At 42.6% G+C, this 25,860-nt stretch carries 25 protein-coding genes, 1 tRNA gene and 1 pseudogene; 21 read left to right on the top strand and 6 right to left on the bottom strand.

All coding sequences use genetic code 11. The features are described 5' to 3' along the window. The first annotated feature begins 117 nt into the window (after window positions 1–117). The 7 genes from trxB (at window position 118) to AC3WTB_RS07185 (ending at window position 5,811) form a co-directional block, all read left to right on the top strand. Window positions 118–1,068, top strand: coding sequence for a thioredoxin-disulfide reductase (gene trxB, locus AC3WTB_RS07215; protein WP_048238006.1), 951 nt, complete (start codon window positions 118–120; stop codon window positions 1,066–1,068). Between the two features lie 357 nt (window positions 1,069–1,425). After that, window positions 1,426–1,890, top strand: coding sequence for an 8-oxo-dGTP diphosphatase (locus tag AC3WTB_RS07210; RefSeq protein ID WP_024423553.1), 465 nt, complete (start codon window positions 1,426–1,428; stop codon window positions 1,888–1,890). A 39-nt stretch (window positions 1,891–1,929) separates the two neighbouring features. Further along, entirely contained in the window at window positions 1,930–2,817 is an 888-nt protein-coding gene (gene rapZ / locus AC3WTB_RS07205; protein ID WP_492333686.1) for an RNase adapter RapZ, read from the top strand. Further along, window positions 2,818–3,777 carry a gluconeogenesis factor YvcK family protein gene (locus tag AC3WTB_RS07200; RefSeq protein ID WP_034281026.1) on the top strand — a complete coding sequence of 320 codons (960 nt, stop codon included), beginning with the start codon at window positions 2,818–2,820 and terminating at the stop codon, window positions 3,775–3,777. Window positions 3,778–3,794: 17 nt separating this feature from the next. After that, entirely contained in the window at window positions 3,795–4,745 is a 951-nt protein-coding gene (gene whiA / locus AC3WTB_RS07195; RefSeq protein ID WP_003213321.1) for a DNA-binding protein WhiA, read from the top strand. 26 nt (window positions 4,746–4,771) lie between these two features. Next, window positions 4,772–5,029 carry an HPr family phosphocarrier protein gene (locus tag AC3WTB_RS07190; protein WP_024423549.1) on the top strand — a complete coding sequence of 86 codons (258 nt, stop codon included), beginning with the start codon at window positions 4,772–4,774 and terminating at the stop codon, window positions 5,027–5,029. A gap of 38 nt (window positions 5,030–5,067) precedes the next feature. Then, entirely contained in the window at window positions 5,068–5,811 is a 744-nt protein-coding gene (locus AC3WTB_RS07185) for an arylamine N-acetyltransferase family protein (protein ID WP_492333525.1), read from the top strand. Window positions 5,812–5,861: 50 nt separating this feature from the next. Here the strand turns inward: AC3WTB_RS07185 and AC3WTB_RS07180 are convergent. Together AC3WTB_RS07180 and AC3WTB_RS07175 are read right to left on the bottom strand one after the other, a co-directional pair. Beyond that, a pseudogene (locus AC3WTB_RS07180) lies at window positions 5,862–6,188 on the bottom strand (ribonuclease); the annotation flags it as partial. A gap of 345 nt (window positions 6,189–6,533) precedes the next feature. Further along, complete coding sequence (locus AC3WTB_RS07175) at window positions 6,534–7,511, bottom strand: 2-hydroxyacid dehydrogenase (protein WP_492333524.1); 978 nt, start codon at window positions 7,509–7,511, stop codon at window positions 6,534–6,536. 554 nt (window positions 7,512–8,065) lie between these two features. On the opposite strand from AC3WTB_RS07175, the gene AC3WTB_RS07170 reads away from it, so the two are divergent. Continuing rightward, a complete protein-coding gene (locus AC3WTB_RS07170) occupies window positions 8,066–8,647 on the top strand; it encodes a beta-class carbonic anhydrase (protein ID WP_047203875.1) in 582 nt (193 codons plus the stop codon). Between the two features lie 37 nt (window positions 8,648–8,684). Continuing rightward, window positions 8,685–10,307, top strand: coding sequence for a SulP family inorganic anion transporter (locus AC3WTB_RS07165; RefSeq protein WP_268473728.1), 1,623 nt, complete (start codon window positions 8,685–8,687; stop codon window positions 10,305–10,307). Between the two features lie 27 nt (window positions 10,308–10,334). Here AC3WTB_RS07165 and AC3WTB_RS07160 read toward each other — a convergent pair whose 3' ends face one another. Beyond that, window positions 10,335–10,676: a MazG nucleotide pyrophosphohydrolase domain-containing protein gene (locus AC3WTB_RS07160; protein ID WP_058837578.1), complete on the bottom strand. Its 342-nt coding sequence runs from the start codon at window positions 10,674–10,676 to the stop codon at window positions 10,335–10,337. Between the two features lie 133 nt (window positions 10,677–10,809). On the opposite strand from AC3WTB_RS07160, the gene AC3WTB_RS07155 reads away from it, so the two are divergent. Then, complete coding sequence (locus AC3WTB_RS07155; protein WP_041088147.1) at window positions 10,810–11,388, top strand: LOG family protein; 579 nt, start codon at window positions 10,810–10,812, stop codon at window positions 11,386–11,388. A gap of 60 nt (window positions 11,389–11,448) precedes the next feature. Here AC3WTB_RS07155 and clpP read toward each other — a convergent pair whose 3' ends face one another. Continuing rightward, window positions 11,449–12,045 carry an ATP-dependent Clp endopeptidase proteolytic subunit ClpP gene (clpP, locus tag AC3WTB_RS07150; protein WP_024427684.1) on the bottom strand — a complete coding sequence of 199 codons (597 nt, stop codon included), beginning with the start codon at window positions 12,043–12,045 and terminating at the stop codon, window positions 11,449–11,451. Window positions 12,046–12,298: 253 nt separating this feature from the next. Here clpP and AC3WTB_RS07145 point away from each other — a divergent pair. Then, window positions 12,299–12,374, top strand: a tRNA-Arg gene (locus tag AC3WTB_RS07145). Window positions 12,375–12,591: 217 nt separating this feature from the next. Here the strand turns inward: AC3WTB_RS07145 and AC3WTB_RS07140 are convergent. Further along, window positions 12,592–12,774 carry a hypothetical protein gene (locus AC3WTB_RS07140; protein WP_012011344.1) on the bottom strand — a complete coding sequence of 61 codons (183 nt, stop codon included), beginning with the start codon at window positions 12,772–12,774 and terminating at the stop codon, window positions 12,592–12,594. A 100-nt stretch (window positions 12,775–12,874) separates the two neighbouring features. Between AC3WTB_RS07140 and AC3WTB_RS07135 the strand changes: the two genes are divergently transcribed. The 8 genes from AC3WTB_RS07135 to abc-f all read left to right on the top strand — a co-directional run bounded on the left by AC3WTB_RS07135 (window position 12,875) and on the right by abc-f (window position 21,876). Continuing rightward, window positions 12,875–13,426 carry a hypothetical protein gene (locus tag AC3WTB_RS07135; RefSeq protein WP_492333523.1) on the top strand — a complete coding sequence of 184 codons (552 nt, stop codon included), beginning with the start codon at window positions 12,875–12,877 and terminating at the stop codon, window positions 13,424–13,426. 242 nt (window positions 13,427–13,668) lie between these two features. After that, window positions 13,669–14,838, top strand: a complete 1,170-nt coding sequence (locus tag AC3WTB_RS07130) for a macrolide family glycosyltransferase (protein ID WP_039181612.1) — start codon at window positions 13,669–13,671, stop codon at window positions 14,836–14,838. 119 nt (window positions 14,839–14,957) lie between these two features. Then, window positions 14,958–16,601, top strand: coding sequence for a nickel ABC transporter substrate-binding protein (gene nikA, locus AC3WTB_RS07125; protein WP_330545568.1), 1,644 nt, complete (start codon window positions 14,958–14,960; stop codon window positions 16,599–16,601). Between the two features lie 15 nt (window positions 16,602–16,616). After that, entirely contained in the window at window positions 16,617–17,546 is a 930-nt protein-coding gene (opp1B, locus tag AC3WTB_RS07120; RefSeq protein WP_330545567.1) for a nickel/cobalt ABC transporter permease, read from the top strand. Between the two features lie 5 nt (window positions 17,547–17,551). Further along, window positions 17,552–18,439, top strand: a complete 888-nt coding sequence (opp1C, locus tag AC3WTB_RS07115; RefSeq protein WP_059376656.1) for a nickel/cobalt ABC transporter permease — start codon at window positions 17,552–17,554, stop codon at window positions 18,437–18,439. Then, window positions 18,402–19,220: an ABC transporter ATP-binding protein gene (locus AC3WTB_RS07110; RefSeq protein WP_492333522.1), complete on the top strand. Its 819-nt coding sequence runs from the start codon at window positions 18,402–18,404 to the stop codon at window positions 19,218–19,220. The genes opp1C and AC3WTB_RS07110 overlap by 38 nt, the downstream gene beginning before the upstream one ends. Then, window positions 19,214–19,984, top strand: coding sequence for an ABC transporter ATP-binding protein (locus tag AC3WTB_RS07105; protein ID WP_059376637.1), 771 nt, complete (start codon window positions 19,214–19,216; stop codon window positions 19,982–19,984). Before AC3WTB_RS07110 ends, AC3WTB_RS07105 begins: the two co-directional genes overlap by 7 nt. Window positions 19,985–20,316: 332 nt before the next feature. Then, entirely contained in the window at window positions 20,317–21,876 is a 1,560-nt protein-coding gene (gene abc-f / locus AC3WTB_RS07100; RefSeq protein ID WP_197412108.1) for a ribosomal protection-like ABC-F family protein, read from the top strand. 222 nt (window positions 21,877–22,098) lie between these two features. On the opposite strand, the gene AC3WTB_RS07095 is transcribed toward abc-f, so the two are convergent. Then, a complete protein-coding gene (locus AC3WTB_RS07095) occupies window positions 22,099–23,508 on the bottom strand; it encodes a polysaccharide deacetylase family protein (RefSeq protein WP_126682328.1) in 1,410 nt (469 codons plus the stop codon). Window positions 23,509–23,831: 323 nt separating this feature from the next. Here AC3WTB_RS07095 and AC3WTB_RS07090 point away from each other — a divergent pair, with 323 nt between their 5' ends. Together AC3WTB_RS07090 and AC3WTB_RS07085 are read left to right on the top strand one after the other, a co-directional pair. Continuing rightward, the gene (locus AC3WTB_RS07090) at window positions 23,832–24,860 is read left to right on the top strand and encodes a FecCD family ABC transporter permease (protein WP_180272443.1); all 1,029 of its coding nucleotides are present in this window, start codon (window positions 23,832–23,834) and stop codon (window positions 24,858–24,860) included. Further along, the gene (locus AC3WTB_RS07085) at window positions 24,857–25,858 is read left to right on the top strand and encodes a FecCD family ABC transporter permease (protein ID WP_064498011.1); all 1,002 of its coding nucleotides are present in this window, start codon (window positions 24,857–24,859) and stop codon (window positions 25,856–25,858) included. Before AC3WTB_RS07090 ends, AC3WTB_RS07085 begins: the two co-directional genes overlap by 4 nt. The last annotated feature ends 2 nt before the right edge of the window (window positions 25,859–25,860 follow it).

The following is a 25,860-nucleotide window of genomic DNA, read 5'->3' as shown; positions in this document are numbered from 1 at the left end:
TATGGGTAAGGAATAAAAGCTAAGAGTGGAAATGATGCTCTCTGTCATGAATGGAAGCATCACCCAAGGGCATTCTAATAAGAAATGCGAGCAGCAATTGAAGAGGGAGTGACAGTTGTGTCAGAAGAAAAAATCTACGATACGATCATCATTGGAGCGGGTCCTGCCGGAATGACAGCCGCTGTTTATACATCACGGGGAAATCTTTCAACATTAATGATTGAAAGAGGAATTCCAGGCGGACAAATGGCGAATACGGAAGATGTCGAGAACTATCCTGGCTTTGAAAGCATTTTGGGGCCGGAACTTTCAAATAAAATGTTTGAGCATGCGAAGAAATTCGGTGCAGAGTATGCGTATGGCGATATCAAAGAAATCGTGAACGGTGAAGAATACAAAATCGTCAAAGCCGGCTCAAAAGAATACAAAGGACGCTCTGTCATTATCGCGGCAGGGGCTGAATACAAAAAAATCGGTGCACCAGGTGAAAAAGAACTTGGCGGCCGCGGCGTATCATATTGTGCAGTATGTGACGGAGCATTCTTTAAAAACAAAGAGCTTGTCGTCATTGGCGGCGGAGATTCTGCTGTAGAAGAGGGTGTGTATCTCACACGCTTCGCTTCTAAAGTAACGATTATCCATAGACGCGATAAGCTTCGTGCACAAAGCATTTTACAAGCGCGTGCCTTTGATAATGAAAAAATTGACTTCATGTGGAACAAAACCGTCAAACAGATCAATGAAGAAAACGGGAAAGTCGGCAGTGTGACATTGATTGATACGGTGACTGGTGAAGAAGAAGAGTTTAAAACAGACGGCGCCTTTATCTATATCGGAATGCTACCACTGTCTAAACCATTTGAAAATCTCGGCATTACAAATAAAGAAGGCTACATCGAGACAAACGAAAGAATGGAAACGAGAGTGGAAGGTATTTTCGCAGCGGGTGACATTCGTGAAAAAACACTTCGTCAAATTGTCACAGCAACAGGAGACGGAAGTATTGCAGCACAAAGCGCACAGCATTATGTAGAAGAGCTTGCTGAAAAACTCAAAGCAACGAAATAAATGGCTGTCGTAAATCCTTAATATAGCGTCATGGGCTTTTAACTGGAATGTAACACGGGTGAAATAATTTTCCGTTATGATAAAACTAGTAATTGACCCCCTTTTATAAGGAATACATGTTTGGCACGGATGTGAATCCGTGTCCTTTTTTTTGCCTGAAATCAGAAATTCACCAGATGTTCACAAATGACGCATGGAGAACCGTTAGATGCTGTAAAATAAAGAGTAGAGAAATGGCTCGTTACATCATTCAAACGAAAACCGGTCTGTTTTCGGGGAAGAACGGGCATGTTCATTGTGGGAGTCAGGTTGAACCTGTATAATAAGTTAAAGACATAAAAGAGTAGGTGACAGCTGATGCAACGAGTAACCAATTGTGTGCTGCATCACGAAGATCAAGTTCTCTTGCTGCAAAAGCCAAGACGGGGCTGGTGGGTAGCACCGGGCGGCAAAATGGAAAGCGGAGAATCGGTCAAAGATTCAGTCGTTCGAGAATATAGAGAAGAAACAGGTATTTATATTTTAAATCCGCAACTGAAAGGTGTTTTTACCTTTATCATAAAAGAAGGCGATCAAATCGTTCAAGAGTGGATGATGTTCACCTTTATGGCAGATTCATTTACCGGAAAAAACGTAACAGAGTCAGAGGAAGGCATTTTAAAATGGCATGACGTAAAGGATGTGCCTCATTTGCCGATGGCTCCAGGAGATTCCCATATTCTTGATTTCATGCTCAAAGGAAAAGGACTTCTGCACGGCACTTTTACGTATACACCCGATTTTGAGCTGATTGCTTATCGGTTAGATCCTCAGGGAGAATAATACATGAACCGTTTTCATAAAGAAGGAGAGGAAGCAGGCATGAATACACACAAACAAGAAGATATTCAGCTTGTGATTATTACAGGAATGTCAGGTGCGGGGAAAACCGTCGCCATTCAAAGCTTTGAAGATTTAGGCTACTTTTGTGTTGATAACCTGCCGCCATCACTTTTACCGAAGTTCCTAGAGCTCATGAAGGAATCGAATTCCAAAATGAGCAAGGTCGCTCTTGTGATGGATTTGCGCGGACGCGAATTTTTTGACAGCTTAATTGCGGCATTAGATGAAATGAGTGATCTTGACTGGATCACGCCAAGGATTCTATTTTTAGATGCAAATGATAAGGTGCTTGTCTCAAGATACAAAGAAACGAGACGTTCGCACCCCCTTGCGACAACAGGTTTGCCGCTTGAAGGAATTGCAATGGAGCGCGAGCTGTTAGAGGAGTTAAAAGGCCGGTCTCAAATGATTTTTGATACATCGGATTTAAAACCAAAACAGCTGCGAGAAAAAATCGTCACGCACTTTGCGACAAACCAAGGTCAGGTGTTTACAGTAAACGTGATGTCCTTTGGCTTTAAATACGGTCTGCCGATTGATGCTGATCTTGTCTTTGACGTGAGATTCCTGCCGAATCCTTACTATATTGAGAGTATGCGTCCACAGACTGGAAACGATGAAGAAGTGCGCTCCTATGTGATGAAATGGATTGAAACGCAAAAATTCACAGAGAAATTAATCGATCTTCTCAGCTTTATGCTTCCGTCGTATAAGAGGGAAGGAAAAAGTCAGCTTGTGATCGCCATCGGCTGTACAGGCGGGCAGCATCGATCTGTGACGCTGGCCAACTATTTATCGGAGTATTTTAAAAACGATTACTATACACATGTCACTCACCGGGACATTGAAAAGAGAAGCAGAAAATAGATGACGACACTACCAAAGGTGGTCATTCTTGGCGGTGGCACTGGCTTATCTGTTTTGCTCAGAGGGCTAAAAACGAAGCCAGTGGACATTACCGCTATAGTAACGGTTGCTGACGACGGAGGCAGCTCAGGCAGACTGCGGCATGATTTGAATATTCCCCCTCCAGGTGATATTCGAAATGTCCTTGCAGCTCTCTCTGATGTTGAACCGCTTGTAGAAGATTTATTTCAGCACCGTTTTAACAAAGGGAATGACTTAACAGGCCACTCACTCGGCAACCTCATTCTTGCGGCCATGACAAATATAACCGGTGATTTTTTTCATGCCGTCACTGAAATGAGCAAGGTTTTAAATGTGAGAGGAAAAGTATTGCCAGCAGCAAATTCAAGTGTTGTTCTTCATGCGGAATTAGAAAATGGGCAAATGGTGACAGGAGAATCGAAAATTCCCACCTATGGTGAGCGAATTAAACGAGTGTTTCTCACACCCGATACGATTGAACCGCTGCCAGAATCTATTCAAGTCATTCGTGAGGCGGATTTGATCGTCATTGGGCCTGGTAGTCTGTATACGAGTATTTTGCCAAACTTGCTTGTGCCGCATATTGGAGAAGAAGTGATTCGCTCAAAGGCGAAAAAAGTGTATATTTGCAATGTCATGACGCAGCCGGGGGAAACGCTTTCCTACAGTGCAGCTGATCATGTTCAGGCATTAAATGATCATATGGATCGTCCATTTATTGATACGATTTTTGTGAACAATAAAGAAATTCCAGAAGAAATCAAAGCAAAATATGCAGAAGAACAGGCACAGCCTGTCCAATTCGACACAGATGCACTGAAAGCAATGGGACTAGAAGTGATTCCTGGAGAAATCATTACATACGACCAGCATGTCATTCGTCATGACACGCTGAAAGTAGCCTCGCTGCTTGTCGATCTGCTGCATCAGAAAAAATAGGAATGGGGGTGGCAAGGATGTCATTTGCATCCGAAACAAAAAAAGAGCTGACTAATCTGGACGTGAAGGACTGCTGCACAAAAGCAGAGCTTTCTGCCCTCATCCGTATGAACGGTTCATTATCTTTCTCTAATCGAAAATTGATTTTAGATATACAGACAGAGAACGCAGCCATTGCAAGACGTATTTATACGCTGCTCAAAAAGAAATACGATGTGACAGTCGAACTGCTCGTCCGTAAAAAAATGAGATTGAAAAAGAATAACGTGTATATTGTCAGACTGGTAGAACGAGCGAAAACCATTTTAGAGGATTTAAAAATATTAGGTGAGCAATTTGTATTTGAGCGCAATATTTCAGAAGAGCTCGTGAAGAAAAGATGCTGCAAGCGCTCCTATATGAGAGGTGCTTTTTTAGCAGGCGGTTCTGTGAATAACCCAGAAACGTCCTCCTATCACCTTGAGATTTTTTCACTATATAAAGAACATAATGATGCCCTTTGTGAGCTGATGAATCAATTTCATCTCAATAGTAAAACACTTGAGCGCAAAAAAGGGTACATTACGTACATGAAGGAAGCAGAAAAAATCACGGAATTTTTAAGTGTTGTGGGCGCTCATAACTCACTGCTTCGCTTTGAAGATGTGCGAATCGTTCGAGACATGAGGAACTCCGTCAACCGGCTCGTCAATTGTGAAACAGCTAACTTGAATAAAACGATTGGTGCATCACTGCGTCAGGTCGAGAACATTCAATTTATTGATGAAAAAATTGGACTTGATGCCCTGCCGGATAAGCTTCGTGAAATTGCTAAACTGCGAGTCGACTATCAAGAGGTCACGCTGAAGGAACTTGGAGAAATGGTGGAAAGCGGCAAAATCAGCAAGTCAGGGATTAACCACCGTTTAAGAAAGCTAGATCAAATCGCAGAACAATTACGAAACGGACAAGCTGTTACACTCAAATAGGAGAATGAAAAAGGGAGGCAGATCATATGGTGGAAAAAACGGTCACCATCCAGCTGAAAACAGGCTTGCAGGCACGTCCAGCTGCTTTGTTCGTACAAGAAGCCAATCGCTTTGGAGCTGATATTTTTCTAGAGAAAGATGGGAAAAAAGTCAATGCGAAAAGCATTATGGGTCTCATGAGTCTTGCGATCAGCTCTGGGGTTACTGTCACACTGATTGCAGATGGTGCGGACGAACAAGAAGCCATTGAGGCGTTAACAGATTTTATCAATCAAGAAAACTGAGTCTCTTCAAAGGCTCAGTTTTTTTAGGAGGGAATGTCATGATTCAATCAGCTTTTTTACAGAAGATCGGATATGAAGGTCAGTCCATCACCTTTAATGACTTACCTGTATTATTAAAAAAAATGGCCTATACCTTTCCGTTCGAAAATAGATCTGTTCTGAACAAACAATCCTACGCTTTGAATCAAGAAGGGTTGAAGCAGCATCTTCTTGAAGAAAACAGAGGAGGCCTTTGTTACGATCTCAATCCTCTCTTATACTATGTGTTAAAAGAGGCAGGGCTCTCTGTACAGCTTCTTCAAGGGACAGTGTATATCAAAGAAGCGGACACGTGGGCCATTGATGGCACGCATGTAGCCATCATGTTGAAGCATCATAACGAACGCTTTCTCATTGATGCGGGATTTGGTGTGAATTTACCTCTTCAGCCTGTGCCTTTTACAGAAGATTGGGTGGAAGGAGCGTCTATTCGGTTTCGCGTCAAAGCAAAGGAAACCGAAAAAGGGACACATCTGCTCCAATTAGATAAGGGAGATGGTGCTGAAACAGGCTATGCTTTCACATTGAACGAGGTGGACGAGGCTGCATTGGTCCAACTGAGACACGAGATTTATGAAAATGAATCCTCTCCTTTTAACAAAAGACCGCTTGCGTCAAAGCTCACGCCAACAGGACGTGTGATCGTTACTGAGAATCATGTCACCACACATGAACATGAAGAAGTGTCGAAAAAGCCGCTTCCGGTTCCTTTTGAGGATTATGTGAAAAAGCTTATACCGTAAACCATACTAAAAGACAGCCCCAGATGAAACAGGGCTGTCTTTTTTATTGATTATCGAATACGTGTGAAAGTCGCATAATGGTCTGTTGTTTTGTAAATGAGCCAGTCGCTTGAATACACAAGACGGTCAGCATTGCGGAAGCCTGAAACGTAGTTGATGTCTGCCTCACGCCATGTGCGGCCGCTTGCTGAAGGAAGACGTCCTTCCCGGTTTGAGAAAATATCTCCACCGATGCTTTTACCTGGCGCCACTTCTGCTAGATTTCCCTTAGATGCCACCCATCCGAGAGCACTTGCTTGTGATTTCGTAATGTAGTTATCAGGCAGTCGTTTGTAGCGAATTAAATAATCTGCTACACCATCAAACGTATTAATGACGGCAAGGGTACGTACATCTGGCGTGAGCTGAATAGAAGCATTTTCAGTTGTGGCTGTTGGTGTAAGAGGTGTTTCTGCATGAACTTGCTGCGGGATAAATCCAGAAAACAGAATAGCAGCGATCAGAGCGAACATAGTCAAAACTGAACTCAATCTTTTCATCTTCATCCTCCTATTAAGGAAATCCGATGCCGTCCTCTTGATGCTTGTCTACCTCATATTATAGCACCCGAACATGAAGGAAATGTAAAGAATCAGGATCTTTGCTAAAATGAGACTTTTCTCCTGAAGCCTCTTAAAGAAATAAATAAAAAGACGCAGTTCAGTTCTCTGCGTCTTATCTGATCAAGAGGAAGCAAGCTCCTTCACAACATCAACAGGCGCCTTCCCATCTATTCCATGAATCACATTATGAATGGCTCGTTTCAGCATGAGATCCCTTGTTGTTTCAGTAGCGGAACCGATGTGAGGGGCTAGGGTGACATTGTTCATCTCTTTGAAAGGATGATCTTCTTGAAGCGGTTCCTGCTCATACACATCAAGACCAGCGCCTTTGATCCATCCCTCCTGAAGTGCTAAAATGAGGCTTTTTTCATCCACTGTTTTCCCGCGGGAAATGTTTACAAATAAAGCCGTTTGCTTCATTAACTTCAATTCTCGTTCCCCAATCATATGATACGTTTCCTCGGTCAGCGGTGTAATCAACACGATGATATCAGCTTGTTTTAAAAGATCATCAAGTGCGCAATAGACAGCACCATACGCCGATTCAGCCTTTTCATTCCGGCTTCGGTTATGATAAAGAACATTCATATCAAAACCATGTGCTGCCCGTTTGGCAACTTGTTCTCCAATACGACCCATGCCAATAATACCGAGCGTTTGGTGATGTACATCGATGCCAAAGATCTCTTCTTCCTGTACGAATTTCGTCCATTTTCCTTCACGGATAAAACGATCAAGCTCGGCGATTCTTCTCGCAGAGGAGAGTATGAGTGAAAAGGCAAGGTCAGCCACGGTATGATCGAGCGTATAAGGGGTGTGCGTACCAATCACGCCTCTTTGTCTCATCACTTCTATATCGAAATTGTCATAGCCGACAGAGTTATTACTCACTACCTTGAGTTTTGGTGCGTGATCTAACAGCTCTTGATCGATTTTCGTTCCAGACGTTAAAAGACCATCAGCGTGCTGCAGCTTTTCAAACAAAATGTCTCTTGGAATAGGGTCTTTGGATTGCCAAACCTCGTATGTACAATGTTCCTTTAGCATTTCCTCAAAAGAAGCAGGTAAGGGTTTGGCGACAAAAATGTGTGGTATCACAGTCAATTCGCTCCTTTCACATGGTCATCTTTCTCCTTTTATTATAAAGCAACCATTTCGGCAGAACACGTTTGAATGTTAGCAGCTCAATATTTAATATACTAAAATAACGGTAAAGAAAGACATTTTCTTAGTGAAAAAGTAGATTCATATGCTATCTGATGCATTTTTTTATCTATATAAAAATAAGTAGATGATAGAGGAGACATGTGAAATTGCAAGATTTTACGAGAGATTATCTGACAAACTGGAAAATAGTTCGAGACTTTTTGATAGAAAATTTATTATATTTGAAATGTATTAAACGGGATGGTCATTTTCTACTAAACCATTTTATTGTCTTTTAGTGTGATGAGAATAATAGATTGAAAACAAACCCGCGTATCCGTTGGGATGCAGCGTAAAATAGAGAAAATGATGATATTTCTTCTCATCGTTTTCTCATTTTTTTCTTTTTTTTCTATCATTTTTCTTCTCTATTCTTGAGAACACGAGAAAGAAAAGGGGGACAGGCACTAGCTTACGTTACTTAAAAAAAGATGGGAGATGGCAAAATGGGATCAAAATTAGAACAGATTCTTCAGCACAATTCAGAGTTTGTGAATGAGAGACATTATGAGCCTTACAAAGCGGGGAAATTTCCTGAGAAAAAACTGGTCATTTTAACGTGCATGGATACCCGCCTTTTGGAATTATTGCCGCAATCTATGGGGCTGCGCAACGGGGATGCAAAGATCATTAAGAATGCTGGAGCCATCGTGACACATCCGTTCGGCAGTGTGATGCGGAGTATCCTTTTAGCTATCTATGAGCTAAAGGCAGAGGAAGTATGCATTGTAGGTCATCATGAATGCGGAATGGCAGGTCTTGCGGCGGATCCTTTACTTGAAAAGGCGAAAGCACGAGGAATCGAAGAGAAATGCTTAAGCATTGTGAAAAACTCAGGTGTCGATTTAAAGGGCTGGCTGACAGGCTTTGATTCAGTTGAAGAGAGCGTGGCCCAAAGTGTGAAATTAGTGAAAGAGCATCCACTGATGCCAAGTGATGTGGCTGTTCATGGACTGGTGATTCATCCAGCAACAGGAAAGCTGGATGTCGTTGTGAAAGATAAACTGATTGACCCGCAGTATACCTAAATCATCTACACATACTTAAAGGAGGCCAACACATACCATGCGTTTTTATGGAAGATTTGAAGGGTACAATTCATCAAAGTTTAGACGCGATTTAATCGCTGGGCTTGTCGTGGGGGTTGTGGCAATTCCTTTAGGCATGGCATTTGCCATTGCATCTGGTGTCGGACCAGAATATGGATTATACACAGTCATCGTTGCCGGCATTTTGATTTCATTGTTTGGTGGTTCAAAGTATCAGATCGGCGGGCCGACTGGGGCGTTTGTTCCAATTTTATTCGGGATCGTCAGCCAGTACGGTATTGAAAACTTGCTTATTGCCGGTTTTATGGCAGGCTGTATGCTTGTATTATTCGGAATATTCAAACTAGGAAAGCTCATGAAGTTTATTCCTCGTCCGGTTATCATCGGTTTTACTGCTGGCATTGCTGTCATTATTTTTTCAGGACAGATTGCCAACTTCCTCGGATTAAAGGGTGTTGAAAAACATGAAAGTTTTTTCCTCAATATGAGAGAAATCGTGGTCCATCTCGGTACCACAAACAGTCTCGCCATCATCACAGCCGTCACCGGGCTCATTGTGATTTTGGCGGCACAAAAATACATTCCCAAAATACCTGGTGCTCTATTAGGTCTATTGGCTTCTACGTTTCTCGCTGTTCTCTTCTTTCAAGGACAAGTTGAAACGATTGGCTCTGCATATGGTGAAATCCCTCGTCAGCTGCCAACCTTCGCTTTTCCTGAATTGACGATTGAAAAAATGATATACCTCCTGCCTCCAGCAATTATCATTGCACTTTTAGGCGGCGTGGAATCGATTTTGTCCGCAATGGTTGCTGATAATATGAAAGGCTCTAAACATGACAGCAATAAAGAGCTTGTTGGACAAGGAATTGCCAATATGGCGGCACCGCTTTTCGGAGGAATTCCAGCGACGGGCGCTATTGCCCGCACGGCAACGAACATAAAAAATGGCGGAGCAAGTCCGATTTCTGGTGTTGTGCATGGCGTTGTCGTCTTGTTAATTTTAATGGTATTTGCGCCATATGCGTCAATGATTCCACTTGCTGCAATGGCACCAATTTTAATGTTTGTTGCTTGGAATATGAGTGAGAGAAAAGAATTTATCAATATTGTGAAAGTGAAAAATGCCGATTCGCTTGTACTTGTCGTGACCTTCCTGCTCACAGTGATCGGTGATTTGATTATTGGCGTCACCGCTGGTCTCATTTTAGCGTTTATCGCTTTTATCAAAAAAATGAGCCAGACGACCAATATCCATACAAATGTCGCTGTTCCTCAAATGGAAACAGCAGCTGCTTTAGAAAAACAGACAGACGAGAAAGGGATCAGTATGTATTCCATCGAAGGGCCGCTCTTTTTCGGAACAACAGATTCATTGGAAAATTCGATTTTGGATCATGTTCAAACAAAACCAAAAACACTCATTCTGCTTATGAATAAAGTCAATTATATGGACACGTCGGCAGAAGCGGTTCTCATGAATATCTCCAATCGGTTAAAGCATCATAATGGAAAGCTGATGATCGTTGGGCTTCAATCACAGCCTAAGGAGCTTTTGCATCGAACAGGTCTTTTCCATCATATTGGAAAGCAGCATTTCTTTGAACGAACAGATGACATCTCACCACAGCATCTTTAAGGCTTAGAAAAACACGTGACAGCTTGGTCACGTGTTTTTTACTGACTCTTTTTCTCCAGAAAAACGCTTTGTGAGTTTCTGTTGATGAGCGCTAAAGACCTCTTCTACTGTGACGTCATAGAGATCCGCTAAAATGAGGAGGTTTGCTAAGACATCTCCCATTTCTTCAATGAGTTCTTTCTTCAGCTCAGATGATTCCTGTCTCTGCTCATCAGGCCGGTCTCGTCCAATTTCTATTGCTCTAACAGCACGAGCGAGTTCTCCCGTTTCTTCCATTAAGAAGCCTAACCGGATAAACGGTCCATATTCTGTCCAATTTCTCATTTGATAAAAATCCTTGATCCACTTCTCCATTTCAGTTGTTTGCATTCTCTCTATACAGCTCCTTATATGGTGTTCGCTCTTTTGATTTTACACTATATATAGAAGAAACGGCTGTTTTTTTACAAATCATTATAGTAGAATGAGTGAAGAAATCATAGAGAGAGATGGAGCTGTTTTGATGAAAACGATTTGTGTGTTTGCTGGTTCAAATCCAGGTGTAAACGATGTCTACAAACAAAAGGCTGTAGAGCTGGGGGCTTATATGGCGAAGCAGGGCATTCGTCTTGTTTACGGCGGATCGCGTATTGGGTTAATGGGCGCGATTGCCGATGAGGTCATGAGACATGGCGGGCAAGTGATCGGTGTCATGCCTAAGGGGCTTTTTAGAGGAGAAGTCGTGCATCAAGAGCTGACAGAGTTAATTGAGGTAACAGGCATGCATGAGCGAAAAGCGAAAATGAGCGAGCTGGCCGATGGGTTTATTGCGATGCCAGGTGGCTTTGGTACATATGAAGAATTATTTGAGGTGCTGTGCTGGGCACAAATCGGCATCCATCAAAAGCCGATTGGATTGTATCAAGTGAATGACTATTTCAATCCGCTTATGGATATGGTGAAGTTTAGTGTACAGGAAGGCTTTTCAAATGAATCACACCTTCAATTGTTACATGCTTCGAGCGAACCGGAGGAATTAATCACGCAGATGGCTTCTTATCAAACACCGTCTCTTCAGCAGAAATGGACGGAGCTGTCTTAAAGTATGTTTAAATGACAAAAAACCGTCTGTTCAAGGAACAGACGGTTTGTGTTGTGATCATTATTTTTGGTCTTCTGTATTACGGGTCAAGACTTTGTCAATGAGTCCGTATTGAAGTGCTTCTTCCGCTGTTTTGAAGTTGTCACGATCTGTATCGCGCTCAATGACTTCAATTGGCTGACCAGTACGTTCAGCAAGTACTTGGTTCAGTTTATCGCGTAAAGAAAGGATTCGTTTTGCCGCAATTTCAATTTCTGTTGCTTGACCTTGGGCTCCGCCTAGTGGTTGGTGAATCATGACTTCACTGTTTGGAAGAGCATAACGCTTACCTTTTTCACCAGCAGCAAGCAGGAACGCACCCATAGATGCAGCCATACCAATACAAATAGTTGATACCTTTGGTTTAATAAATTGCATCGTATCGTAAATGGCCATACCAGCTGTGATTGAACCGCCAGGGCTGTTAATGTAGATAGAAATATCTTTTTCTGGATCTTCAGCTTCTAAGAAAAGCAGCTGTGACACGATGGAGTTGGCAACATTGTCATCGATCGCAGAACCAAGCATGATAATACGGTCTTTTAAAAGACGAGAATAAATGTCGTAAGCTCTTTCCCCACGATTTGTTTGCTCAATGACTGTAGGTATTAAATTCATAATGTTCCTCCTTCACCTTTTAGGTAAGTATGTAATTCAATGATACATTTTTGGTCAATAAAGGTCAAACAAAACGCTGACCTAAATTCAAATACCCCTATCCATTTTCCCCAAAATCATTCCACTTCAAACCATCATATTAGTTTATGTATCCAAAGTAAGAAAATACATCATCATGACGAATGATTAATCATTGCTTTCTCGCAGTATTTCCCTTATAATTTGATATGCTGACGTTCAAAAAACATATCGTGCGCTCGTAGCTCAGTTGGATAGAGCGGTGGTTTCCGGTACCACGTCTGCCGGGGGTTCGAATCCCTCCGAGCGCGTAATTGACCTTGTTTACGATGATAAAGGTCATTCATGAACCCCTCTTCATTTAGAAGAGGGGTTTTGTATGTTCAATCGGATTTATCGTTCTCTTCTAATAAAGCTAGGGTAAGCAAGTGAAAAAACGATCTTGTTGCAAAACAGCAACATCTATCCGAATATAATAAAATAACCCCCACTCTTAACATAAGGATGGGGGTTATTGCTATAAAGGGGTTACCTGCCTTTTTGGCCTTTCCTGTAAATAGCCGCAGGTATAATTGTAAGAAGAACAATGATAAATCCAATCACGGATACAGTATTTTTTATTGTATTGTCATTCACAGTGAAGTTTGTCACGATCATTGCCGCCAGACAAAGAATGATGATTAAATAACTGTATTTCTCCAAGACTTTCACAAAATATCCCTCCAATATGAATCTATAAAATTGAAACAATTATTATAATATGATATTTTTACCTCATATACAAAAAATAAACAAGAAAGGGGTATATTGGATGAAAACTATTTTTCATAAGAAGAGTGTTATATGCTTCATAACAGCTCTTTTCATGTTATTGTCAACGATTTTTACTGCGAATGCAACAGCAATTAGTCCTAATTCAGAAGTGGATGAAGAGTATCAAGAGTTGCTAGAGGTTTTATTGGCGATTGAAGCTTTACCTGACAGCGTTATTGCAAAAGGAGATGAAGCCGTAGTTAAATGGTTGAAAGAGAACTCTAATATCCCTCTTCAACGACATGGTGAGGTTGTTACTATGGGTGTAGTTGGTTGTATTTCTGCGGTTGGAACTGCCATTATAACCAATGTTATACCAATAGCAAAAATCGCAAAAGTCAAGTCCGCAATAAAAGCTGCAGGAGGCGCGACAAAATTTGTTAAAACATTGATTCCAGCGTATAAAGCCGCCAGACAGGCGGGGAAAAGTAAGTGGAATGCTGTAAAAGCAGCTGTAAATAAAGCAGCGAAAAATGCTAGTCCTGAAGCAAAAAGAGCACTGCTTGAATTTTTCAATATAGGAAATGTGTATTCAGCGTGCTTTGAATAAATATCAAAACATCAGATTCGATCTCCATTGAAAAACAGTCTGATGCATTTAAAAAAATGCTGCTCAAATCATAATGTGAAAAAGACAAAGTGCTTATTAGGAGACTTTGTCTTTTTTTCTGCCACTTTATGATGAAATACTGGACATAAGACTCATTTCTTCCCTTTTCAGGCGTATTTGTTGAGCCGGCTTGCTGTATATGATTAACATGGAAGGGAATTGACAATGAGGAGGGATTTCTTGTGGCGAAGATTTTATTGATTACGTTTCCAGCTGAAGGACATGTGAACCCTATGTTAGGAATGATCAAAACATGGGCGGATCGAGGCGATGAAGTGCATGCGGTTACAACTGTACATTATCAGGAACGAATCAAACGCTTAGGCGCTCACGTACATATACATCCAGACTATATTCGGACATTACATGTGGAAGAAGGAGATTTAGATTCCATGCAGCCGTTCTTTCATGCCATGCTGCAGACATCATATGATATTTTAGAGGTAGTGGAAACACTTTCCGATAAGCATTCATTTGATTTGGTCTACTACGATATGTTTGGGGCAGGAGAGCTTGTTCGAGATTACTTGCGCATTCCGAGCATTGGATCCAACCCATCTTTTGTGCTGCAAGAGGCGCATTTTGATACACCGCTATACAGGAAGGATGAGAAAGCTGAGCATCTGTTAGAAAAAATACAAGAGCGTTTTGGCGTTCAGCCAACGCGTTTGATGCAATTTATGAAAAACCGTGGAGAACTGAATATCGTCTATACAAGTGAATATTTCCAGCCTTCTGTTGATTCATTAAACGATTCGTTTGTCTTCATTGGACCGAGCTTTCTAAAAAGAGCCGACCAGCATGATTTCCCGCTGGAAGCACTTGAGCAAGAAAAAGTCGTTTTTATTTCCATGGGCACCGTTCTTGGGGATACAGAAGCATTTTTTAATATGTGTATAGATGCCTTCGCAGACTTTGACGGAAAAGTAATTATCGCAACAGGTGAAAAAGTAGATCGTTCTCTCTTAAAAGAGGCGCCTGCTCATTTTCTGATCGAGCCTTATGTGCCGCAGCTTGAAGTGCTCGAACTGACAGATGTGTTTATAACGCACGGCGGGATGAATAGTGTCAATGAAGGTATTCATTACCACGTTCCGATGGTCGTCATTCCAGTCGACAAAGATCAGCCGATGGTGGCACAAAGACTGACTGAATTATCTGCTGCCTGCGCACTTGATAAAGATCAGCTGACAGCAGAGCAGCTAAGAGAGACCGTTGAGACGGTTTTAGGCAGTGATACGTACCGGGCGGGGATTGAGAAAATTGAAGAAAGCTTCCAAGCAGCAGGTGGAACAGAAAAAGCATTAAGGGTGATCGATCAATTCATACAAGCGAAACAGACTCAATCATGAGTCTGTTTTTTTATGAAAAGACGTTGTATTTCCCATTTCTGTATGCTAATATTCAATTCGTAATCATTTCGATTAATAATCGTAATGATTACGATAATGTTGAATTGGAGGAAATACATATGAGTGATCAACCTGTTTACATAAAGAAGAAATATGAGAAAAAGCATCCCTATGTGACATACACCTTGATGCTGTTTTCAGTGATGGCTTGTTTTTTATTGGCCTCATGCTCTGGAAACAAAGCATCTTCCAGCATGAATGATAGAGAAGAAGATGAGCTCGTGTATGCAAGTACAAAAGATATCAGGGACATCAATCCCCATCTATATGGCGGAGAGATGGCTGCTCAAAATATGGTGTTTGAATCGCTTGTCGTCAATACAGAGAAGGGCGTTCAGCCTGCCTTAGCGAAAAGCTGGGACATTTCAAAAGATGGAAAAACCTACACCTTTCATCTTCGAAAAGGTGTGACTTTTTCAGATGGTGAGCCTTTTAATGCAAAGGCAGTGAAATGGAACATTGATGCTGTCGTCAAAAATATTGAAAAGAACGCTTGGCTTAATCTCGTATCCGAAATCAAATCCACAAAGGCGTTAGATGACGATACATTTGTTCTCACGTTGAAAGAGCCTTATTATCCTACGTTAGAAGAGCTGGGCTTAACACGCCCCTTCCGTTTTATTTCTCCAAAAAGCTTCATTGATGAAACGACTGCAAAAGGAGTCAAAAGCTATGCAGGTACAGGTCCTTATGTTCTAAAGGAACATAAGAAAAATCAATATGCCGTTTTTGAAATGAATGACAACTATTGGGGGAAAAAGCCGAAAATTTCAACCGTGAAATGGAAAGTCATGCCGGATCACCAGACCATCTTACTTGCGCTTCAAAAAGGAGAGATAGATCTTTTATTTGGAGCAGATGGTGACATGATCGATGGAGACTCATTCCAGGCTTTAAAAGAAGCAGGTCAATATGGTGTAACCGTGAGTCCTCCTGTTGGTTCAAGAGCGATAGTCATTAATTCAAACCAGCCAATCACAAAAGATCCGAAAGTAAGAGAAGCGTTTCAATACGCCATTCAAAAGGACATGATCACAGAAGGCATTTTAAATGGAACGGAAAAGGTGGCACACACATTGCTTGCCCCTTCTGTCCCTTACGCAAATATTCCATTGAAAAAGAAAACTTATCAAAAGAAGAAAGCAGAGGCAATATTGGATGAGGCAGGCTGGAAGATGAAAGAAGACGGCTATCGCTATCAAAATGGCAAACTGCTGAGTGTGGCTATTTACTATAATTCCGATAATGCGGGTGAAAGAACGATCAGCGAATCAATTCAACAAGATTTCAAGCAGGTGGGGATCAAGCTGGATATTAGAGGAGAAGAAAAACAGGCATTTTTAGATCGGCAAAAAACAGGAAAGTTCGATCTGATGTACTCGCTGTCTTGGGGACTTCCTTATGATCCACAAACTTATGTCTCTTCATTCCGTGTAGCATCCCATGCTGATTATCAAGCCCAATTAGGACTGAAAAAGAAAAAGTGGCTGGACGAGACGATTACGGAAGTATTAGTAGAACCAGATGAGCAAAAGCGGAAACAAATGTATCAAGAAATATTGACGTATATCCATGATGAAAATGTCTACATCCCAATCTCTTATTCTGTGACAAAGGCCGTTTATAATAAGCGCCTGAAAGGCGTAGGTTTTCATGTGTCTCAGTATGAAATTCCATTTGACCGTATGTATTTTGCGTCATAAAACGGAGGTAGAGACATGACTCGCTATCTCTTAAAACGAATATTGATGCTTTTCCCGCTTATGATCTTCATCACCTTCTTTGCTTTTGTACTGCTGGCGATGCGGGCAAGTGATCCAGCTGAGGTCGCTTTGCGGGTGAATCAAGTCACACCAACAGAAGAAATGATTGAATCGATGCGTCAGGAGTTAGGCTTAGACCAGCCGTTTTTCATCCGCTATGCCACATGGCTTAAAGATGGATTAACAGGTGATTTTGGCAGGAGCTATGTCACTCAGGAGCCCGTTTTTGATCTTATCATGGAGGCGCTGCCTGCGACATTGCAGCTTGCAGGAGCAGCGCTCTTTTTGATCATATTGCTCAGTTTGTTGTTCGGGGTGATTTGTGCATATGCTGCTCATTCCTGGGTGGACCGGATATTGAGAGCCTTTGTGTTTATCGCCGCTTCAATGCCTAGTTTTTGGCTGGGGATATTGTTGATTTGGCTTTTTTCTGTCAAATTCAATTGGGTCAATACGAGTGGAATGGAAGGGTTCAAATCGATTCTTCTTCCAGCTGTCACATTATCATTTGGCTACTTATCGACCTATGTGAGACTGATACGCAATCAAATTCTAAAATTTCAGCACGAGCCCTTTGTTTTTTACGCAAGAGCACGTGGTTTAAAGGAACGAACCGTTCAACTGAAGGTCATGAGGCATGCCCTGCAATTAGCGGTGACAGCACTTGGCATGTCTATTCCAAAGCTCATTGCAGGAACTGTTATTATTGAGAACCTTTTTGCTTGGCCAGGGGTTGGCCGGTTGTGTATAACAGCTATTTTCCATGCTGATTTCCCTATTATTCAAGCCTATTTGTTTGTGATGGGGTTCCTGTTTGTTATGTGCAATCTCATCGCTGATGTGATCCAAATGACCATGAATCCGCAGTTGCGAAAGGAGGTCTGACAACGATGATAGGGTGGCATCAATTAAGAAAAGACCGTATGGCGATTCTTTCAATCTGGCTGTTAGCACTTGTCGCATTAGCTGGACTGTTTGCACCAGTGTTAGCACCACATGACCCAACAAATACGAACATTCTTCAAAAATATGCCGGTATCAGTCTTACTTATCCACTAGGAACGGATCATCTAGGGAGATGTGTATTGTCTCGCCTTTTATATGGCATTCGGACAACAATGCTTGCGGCCATGCTGACGATGTGTATCACGATGCTCATTGGCAGTGTACTTGGACTCATGGCGGGATTCTTTCGAGGAAAGGTGGATGGGGTTTTGATGAGGCTGTGTGATGTCATGCTTTCCTTTCCAGCAGAGGTGATGATCCTTGCGGTTGTGGGAATCCTCGGACCTGGACTATTCAATATTATTTTGGCGAATGTCCTAGCGAAATGGGCCTGGTATACAAGAATGATTCGTTCATCTGTCCTTCAATATGCGAATGAACCTTCTGTTCAGTTTGCGAAGGTGTCTGGCGGCACACCCTTTTACATATTGAGGAGACATCTATTTCCTCGCATCTCAGGAGAAATTGCTGTTTTTGCGACACTTGATGCGGGCTGGGTAATCTTAAATATATCAGCACTGTCTTTTCTTGGGTTAGGTGTGAGTGCACCTACACCAGAATGGGGTATGATGCTCAACGAGGCGAAGAATGTCATGGTGACACATCCTGCCCATATGCTTGCGCCTGGACTTGCCATCTTGTTTGTGGTCATGGCGTTGAACTTTTTAGGAGACAGCCTTCAGCATGCCGCGAATCCTGCCATGCATCATGCAAGAAAGAAAGGGGTGAGGCCATTTGCCTTTAATCGACGTAAAAAATCTGTCCGTACATGATCCACAGCAGCAAAAGAATATAGTGACGAATATCACATTTTCTTTACACCAACAACGCTGTTTAGCCGTCATTGGAGAAAGTGGCAGTGGAAAATCAACTCTCGCAAAAGCGTTAATTGACCTTGTCGCCCCTTCGCTAGAAGTGGAAGGAACGATCATTTATGACGGCAAAACATTGACAAATCAAGAAGCACATCAATGGCGGGGGAAACGAATAGGTTTCATCTCACAAGATGCTATGAATGCATTCAATCCCATCGAAACGATTGGTCATCAAATATTGGAAACATTTCAGCAGCATTTGGGCTTACGCGGGAAAGAAGCAAAAGCACATGCTATGGCTGGGCTTGCACGTGTTCATTTAAAAAATCCATATGATTTGATGAAAAAATACCCGTATGAACTGTCTGGAGGAATGCTTCAGCGTGTGATGATTGGCATCACGTTGATGCTTTCTCCTGACGTGATCATTGCAGATGAGCCAACTGCATCGCTTGATGCCTTTAATCGGCGTGAAGTCATCAGACAATTACACAGGCTAAAGGAAGAAACCGGTGTCACCTTGATCGTTATAACGCATGATTTAGGCGTCGTTCAGGCAATCGCCGATGAGTTGATGGTCATGCACCAAGGAGTGATGCTTGAGCATGGGTCAGCCAAGGAAGTGTTCACATCACCCGAGAATCCCCAAACAAAGCATTTACTGGAGACGAGGCTTCGATTATCTGCTCCTATTAAAGCACTGCGGCAGCAGAAGAGAGCGGAGGCGTTTCCATGTTGATCACAGCTATAAATCTAGTCAAACACGGTGAGAAGAAAGGTCTTTTTTCACATCAAAAGAAACCAAAAGACCGCATATCAAACGTTTCGTTTCAAATTGAAAAAGGACAATGTGCCGGATTAGTCGGTGAGAGCGGCAGTGGCAAAAGTACATTGGCACGTATCCTGCTCGGTTTAGAAAAAATAGATAGAGGCGAGGTACAGATTGATGGCATGCCAGCTGACAAGTGGCGGAGGGTGAATCGGGGGAAAATGAGTGTTGTTTTTCAGGATTATCTATCTTCTGTTCATCCCTCCTTTACGGTGAAAGAGATCGTAGCAGAACCGATGCGTTTGTTAAAGCAGAATCAGAATCTGGATCAGAAAGTTTTGTCATTACTTCAGCAAGTCAGGCTGCCCTCGTCTGTACTGAATCAATATGCTCATCAGCTAAGCGGCGGTCAGCTTCAGCGAGTGTGCATCGCACGAGCCATATCAACGCACCCATCCATTCTCATACTAGATGAAGTCCTGAGTTCACTGGATGTTTCTGTTCAAGTACAAATATTGGAGTTGCTTGAGACATTAAAACAAGAGCTAGACATGACGATCCTTCTCATTACCCATGATGTAGAAGCAGCGGTGTATCTATGTGACCGTCTTCTATTTTTACATGAAGGAAGCCTAGTGGAGGAATGCAAAAAGGACGAATTGTTTGAAGTGTCCCATCCATTTACACTCCAGTTAATCGACTCACTTATGCCTTTTCAGCTTGACAAAAAATAACCAATCTTTTATCGTATACGTAACAAACGACGGAAGGGTGACCCAATGCAATGAAGTACTAATCCTATGACCTGTAAGCAAAATGAATGAACGAAGGCAGTGAGCAAACGATCGGTTTGCCATGTTTGCTGCGTTTTCATTTTTTAGCTTCGGAATAGGATGGTACAGCTTGGGAATCAAAGAATGAGGTGTTTGATACGTGGGATGTGTGTGTTCAAATTGGAACGGCACACCATACTGGATCAATCCGCTTATTTTTGTACACCATTTTGCCTCCTATTCTGAGAATGGGAGGCTTTTTCATGTCTCCTGATATGAAAGGAGAGGATTGGATGTTATTAAAAGCCAATCAGTTAAAGGTATTTCGAAAAGATCGCTTGTTATTTGATATTGAGGAACTAGCCATTCATCAAGATGATCGCATTGGTCTTGTAGGGACAAATGGCAGCGGCAAAACGACTTTATTGCATGTGCTGGCGGGGCAAGAAACACCAGACAGCGGCACGGTGGCCGCCACTGCGACTTGTACCCTGCTTCCACAATTGAAACAAGGAGATGGCAGACAGAGTGGCGGTGAAATGACCCAGACTTATATTGAAAGAGCATTAAGCCGGCCGTCAGCCCTTTTATTAGCAGATGAACCGACAACTCATTTGGATACAGAGCATATTGAGTGGCTGGAAGATAAGCTGCGTCATTATCAGGGAGCTCTCATTGTTGTTTCACATGATCGTGCTTTTTTAGATGCAATATGTACGGAGATTTGGGAGCTAGATCATGGGAAGCTTCATCATTACAAAGGCAACTACACACATTTTGCACAGCAAAAAGAGCTGGCACATCGTCAGCAGGTGGAAGCGTACGAAGCTTATACACAAAAGAAAAAACAATTAGAGCATGCACTGGAAAAGAAAAAGAAAAAGGCGGACAAAGCGACAAAGCCATCCCAAAAGGTGAAATCCTCAGGACCTAAAATTGCAAAGCCCTACTATGCAAATAAGCAAAAAAAGCTGCAAAAAACAGCCAAATCCATTGAAACCAGGATGGAGAAATTAGAAAAGGTTGAGAAAGTAAAGGACATTCAGCCGATCCAAATGACTCAGCATACGATGAAGGAAGTAGCAAGCCGTACCATTTTGCGCGTGGAAAATGTAGATGGCAAGGCGGGCGATAAAGTGCTTTGGAAGCAGGCGAATGTGGAAGTGAGGGGCGGAGACAAGGTTGCTATTATCGGAAAGAACGGGAGCGGCAAAACGACATTTCTCCGTATGTTAGTGAATGGATATCCCGGAGTTACTCGTTCAGAGGCCGTCAAGCTAGCGTACTTCCGTCAGGATCTTTCAGGACTGAAGGTAGATGAATCGATTTTACAAAATGCGCTGAAAGAGGCGGTTCAAGAAGAGACAGTGGTTCGAACGGTTTTGGCGAGACTAGGATTTAGAGGGGATGATGTGCATAAGCCTGTTGGCGTATTAAGCGGGGGAGAACGGGTGAAAACGATGCTTGCGTCCTTACTTGTCAGTGATGCCAATGTTCTCATGCTGGATGAACCGACGAACTTTTTAGATCTGGCCGCAGTTGAAGCACTTGAAGGTCTCTTGAAGGATTATCCAGGTACCGTTGTATTTGTTTCCCACGATCGCAGGCTGATTGAGGAGGTTGCCACTCGTATTTTCCATATTCATGAGGAACGTATTGAAGGATTTGACGGCACATATGAAGCATATAAACAAAAGGAAGAAAAACCAGCTGTGACAAATAGAGAAGAGGAGCTTCTGTTAATTGATATGGAGCTGTCTGAAGTGCTCAGCCGTTTAAGTATTGAGCCGTCGCAAGAGCTTGAAGAGAGATTTCAAGCATTATTGAAGCAAAAGAAGTCTTTGGAGTCATAAAACAAAAACCCCTGTTTACTCTACAGGGGTTTCAGCGTGTAGACAAACCCTCGCATTCTTTGTCAGTCCTGCGTGCCGGTGCTCACGAATGTACAATTCGCTCCGCTCCGGTACTCGTCCTTCCTAGACTGCAAAGGTTTTCTATCACGCTGAAGATGAAAGAAGACAAAGGGCTAAAATAAAGATCATTTTAGCCCTTTGTCAACAATCTGAGACCCCTGTTTACTTTACAGGGGTTTGTTCATGTCGTTCTTTTTTTAATTGTTCAAGTTCACTCACTGTGACGAGCTGGTAGCCTTGTTTGGTGAGTTCACGGATGATCTTTACTGCTGCTTGAGCTGAGCTTTCATAAATATCGTGCATTAACACTGTTCTGCCATCTGCTGCATGTGAGAGAACGCGGTTTGTGATCTGCTGGCTGTTGCGGATTTTCCAATCCTCAGGATCAACATCCCACAAAGTGACCTTCATCCCAATCGCCTCATTGATGTCTTGATTTGTACCGCCATATGGCGGTCTAAAGTGCGTAGGTGTATATCCACTTGCTTTCTCAATCAGCTGCTGGGTGTCCTTCACTTGTTTCACGGCTTCTTCTAGAGGCAGTCTTGTTAATAAAGGGTGATTGTAGGAATGGTTTCCGATCTCATTCCCGCCTTTTAGAATGTCGGCAAGCATTCCAGGATAATATTGCACCCTGCTGCCTAAGACGAAAAAGGTGGCATGTCCTTTATTTTTCTTCAGCGCATCTAAAATTTTTGAGGTTGTCGCTGGATTCGGTCCATCATCAAATGTGAGTGCGATGGCTTTTTTATTCGGATCAAGCTTTGATTTTTGCGGAAGCTTGACGGCTTTTCTTTTTGGATTCGGTTCTTTCATTTCATTTTTATTTTTGATTTTATCCATATATTCTGGCTTTAATATGTCCTTCAGCAATGTCTTTTTGATTGCGAGTGTTTGCGGACCAAGATCCTCTGCGGCTACTTGAGATGCAGGGAAATAAAATTCTACATATTTGTCTTTCAAGGCAAATTGACTGAAGTTTTGAGCATCAGGGGCTGTTCCTTTCTGAAGGAGAGGCTGATCCTTAGATAAGGTTTTGTCCTTTCGAAGCTCCGTATATGTAATATAGGATAATTTCTTTAAATAATTGGTTTTAGGCAGAAATAGATCTTTTGTGTCAAGAAAGGTTTTTTTCTGAAAATCAAAGTTAATCGTGAGATGATTGGTGGTTCCATTTTGCTGGCCAGTATACGTATAGGTCGTAAAGCGAATGGCAGCAGACTGCTTTGCATAATGCACCATTTCATAATCAATATTCAGTTCATAGCGTTTATGTTCATCGATATCCTTTGCTTCGCTGAATGTTTTTTTGAAATGCTCTAATGCTGAATTGGCATAGCTTTGAATCTTGTCATCTAGCTCTTTTTGATGAAAAAGAGGATAGTTGACTGCATATCTCATAAATTTCCCGTCATTTACGAGAGTGACAATTTCCACGTTTTTATAGTTCGTATCTTGCTTTACATTTTTCTTCTCTGTACCGCTTGCTTGTTGATTTTGAAAGAAAGCAACTGCTCCAATGACAACTGCAAGCGCAAATAGGACGATACTCCATTTTCCCTTTACTGACACAACTTTCAAATCTCCTCTCATGACGGGTCATTCTTTATTATTTTGACATCTGTTTGTAATATTTTTATAACATTTGACTTACTTTTGTAATTTTAGTGGATATTCATGCAAAATGTCAACTATTTTCCTATTAAAATATGAGAAAACATGATAGGTCGTTCTGTGAGGCAAAAAGAACCCCGCCTTTCTCTGCTCCGCACATACCTTCATTAATTAAAAAATAGGGTGTACATTGATTTTTTAGAGGCTGGCGGCTATAATTTTGTTGATTATGATTCTCATTTTCAAACTGACTTTTAATGAAGAAAAGGATGACACCGATTTTGCAGGATAAGCGAAAACCTCAACAAAAGCGATCATCACATATTCTGTTCTTTTTAATATTTTTTCTCGCCGTTATTGGTTTAGCGGCTGCCATGTTTTTTGCTGTGTCATACGGTGCAAAAACATTGTCTCTGCAAACGGTTTGGACAGCTGTATTTGACTATCAGTCAAATGTCACAGAGCAGCAGATCATCCATGAATTAAGACTTCCCCGTGTTTTAGGGGCAGCTCTAGTGGGAGCGGCGTTTGCCGTAGCGGGTGCTCTTATGCAGGGCATCACAAGAAATCCACTGGCAGATGCGGGGATTTTGGGTATTAATGGCGGTGCGATGTTTGTGGTCGCTCTCTGTTTTGCTTTTTTCCCAGGAATGCCTTATTCGGCACTGATGTTTTTCTCCTTTATTGGTGCTGTGCTCAGTACGCTACTGATCTTTGCGATTGGGGCGGCTGGCGGCGTATTGACACCGCTGCGTCTCACTGTAGCAGGAGCGGTTGTCGCCGCATTGCTTCATGCGCTCAGCTCTGGGATCGCGATTTATTTTGACCTGAGTCAGGATCTGGCTTTTTGGTATGCAGGCGGGGTAGCTGGTGTGAAATGGCCGCAGCTGACGATTCTTGCTCCGGTCATTCTGATTGTGATCGTATGGGCAATACTATTAGGCCGGTCACTTTCCTTACTATCGCTCGGTGAAGATACAGCGGCGAATTTAGGGGTGAAAACCCGACAAGTGCGAATACTAGGCATGACCGCTGCTGTGTTATTAGCAGGGGTTTCTGTATCAGCCGTCGGGTCGATTGGGTTTGTCGGTCTCGTCATCCCGCATATTGCACGAAAGCTTGTTGGTGTAGACTATCGTTTCGTTATTCCGATGTCAGCGATATTAGGCGCAATGCTGCTTGTCTTTGCAGACCTTGCCAGCCGTACAGTCAATCCGCCAAGAGAGCTTGCCATTGGTGTGATGGTGGCACTTGTTGGTGTTCCTTTCTTCTTATACATTGCCCGAAAAGAAGGGAGGAACCTGTCATGAGAGAGAAACAGCGTGCTCTTGCCGTGACAGTCGCTTTGATTTGCCTGAGTGCGGCTGTTGTTCTGTATAGTTTAAATACCGGTACGCTGAAACTCAGCCCTGTCATGGTCGTCAAGACGTTATTTGGCTTTGGAGATTTCCAAAGTGAAACGGTGCTGTTTGACTATCGTCTGCCTCGAATCGTGGTGACGATGTTAGCTGGTATTGGTCTTGGCATTGCTGGTGGCATTTTGCAGAGCTTATCCCGTAACCCGCTGGCTGATCCTGGAATCATTGGACTGAATGCAGGGGCAGCATTTGGCTTAATTGTGTTTGTGACATATTTTCATGCACTTGAAGGCAATCCGTCTCTTCTTATTCCGCTCTTTACGTTTGGCGGCGGACTGCTTGCGGCGGCGGTTATTGTGCTTCTTGCATATGACCGGCATGAGGGGCTTGTTCCTATCCGTCTGATCTTAGTTGGCATTGCGGTTGCTGCGGGATTTAGTGCACTCACCTTATATTTGTCATTGAAGCTGGATGAAGATACATACACGTTTGCTTCGAGATGGCTTGTGGGCAATGTATGGGGGAGAGACTGGATTCATGTACTGGCACTTCTGCCTTGGATTGTATGCCTTGTGCCGCTTACGCTGATGCAGTCAAACACGCTCAATGCATTGACATTAGGAGACGCTGTCGCCTCAAGTGTAGGTGTACGAGTCCAGCGTAAACGTCTCCTCTTGCTGACCTTAGCGGTAGGCCTCGCGAGTGCAAGTGTTTCGATGACAGGCGGTATTGGCTTTATTGGCCTCGTCGCCCCGCATTTGGCTAGACGGCTGGTCGGGTCACTGCATCAGTATTTTTTACCAGTTAGTGCGCTGCTTGGCTTGTTGATTTTGGTCAGTGCCGATACAATCGGGCGATCTATCTTTGCTCCAAATGCCATACCAGCGGGTGTGGTCGTGGCCTTTATCGGTGCCCCGTATTTTCTCTATTTATTAACTAAAACGAAATAAAC

The organism is Bacillus sp. EB106-04-04-XG123, from assembly GCF_058791855.1.
The sequence above is the reverse complement of the archived record's forward strand: the minus strand, read 5'-3'. Positions and strand labels throughout refer to the sequence as shown.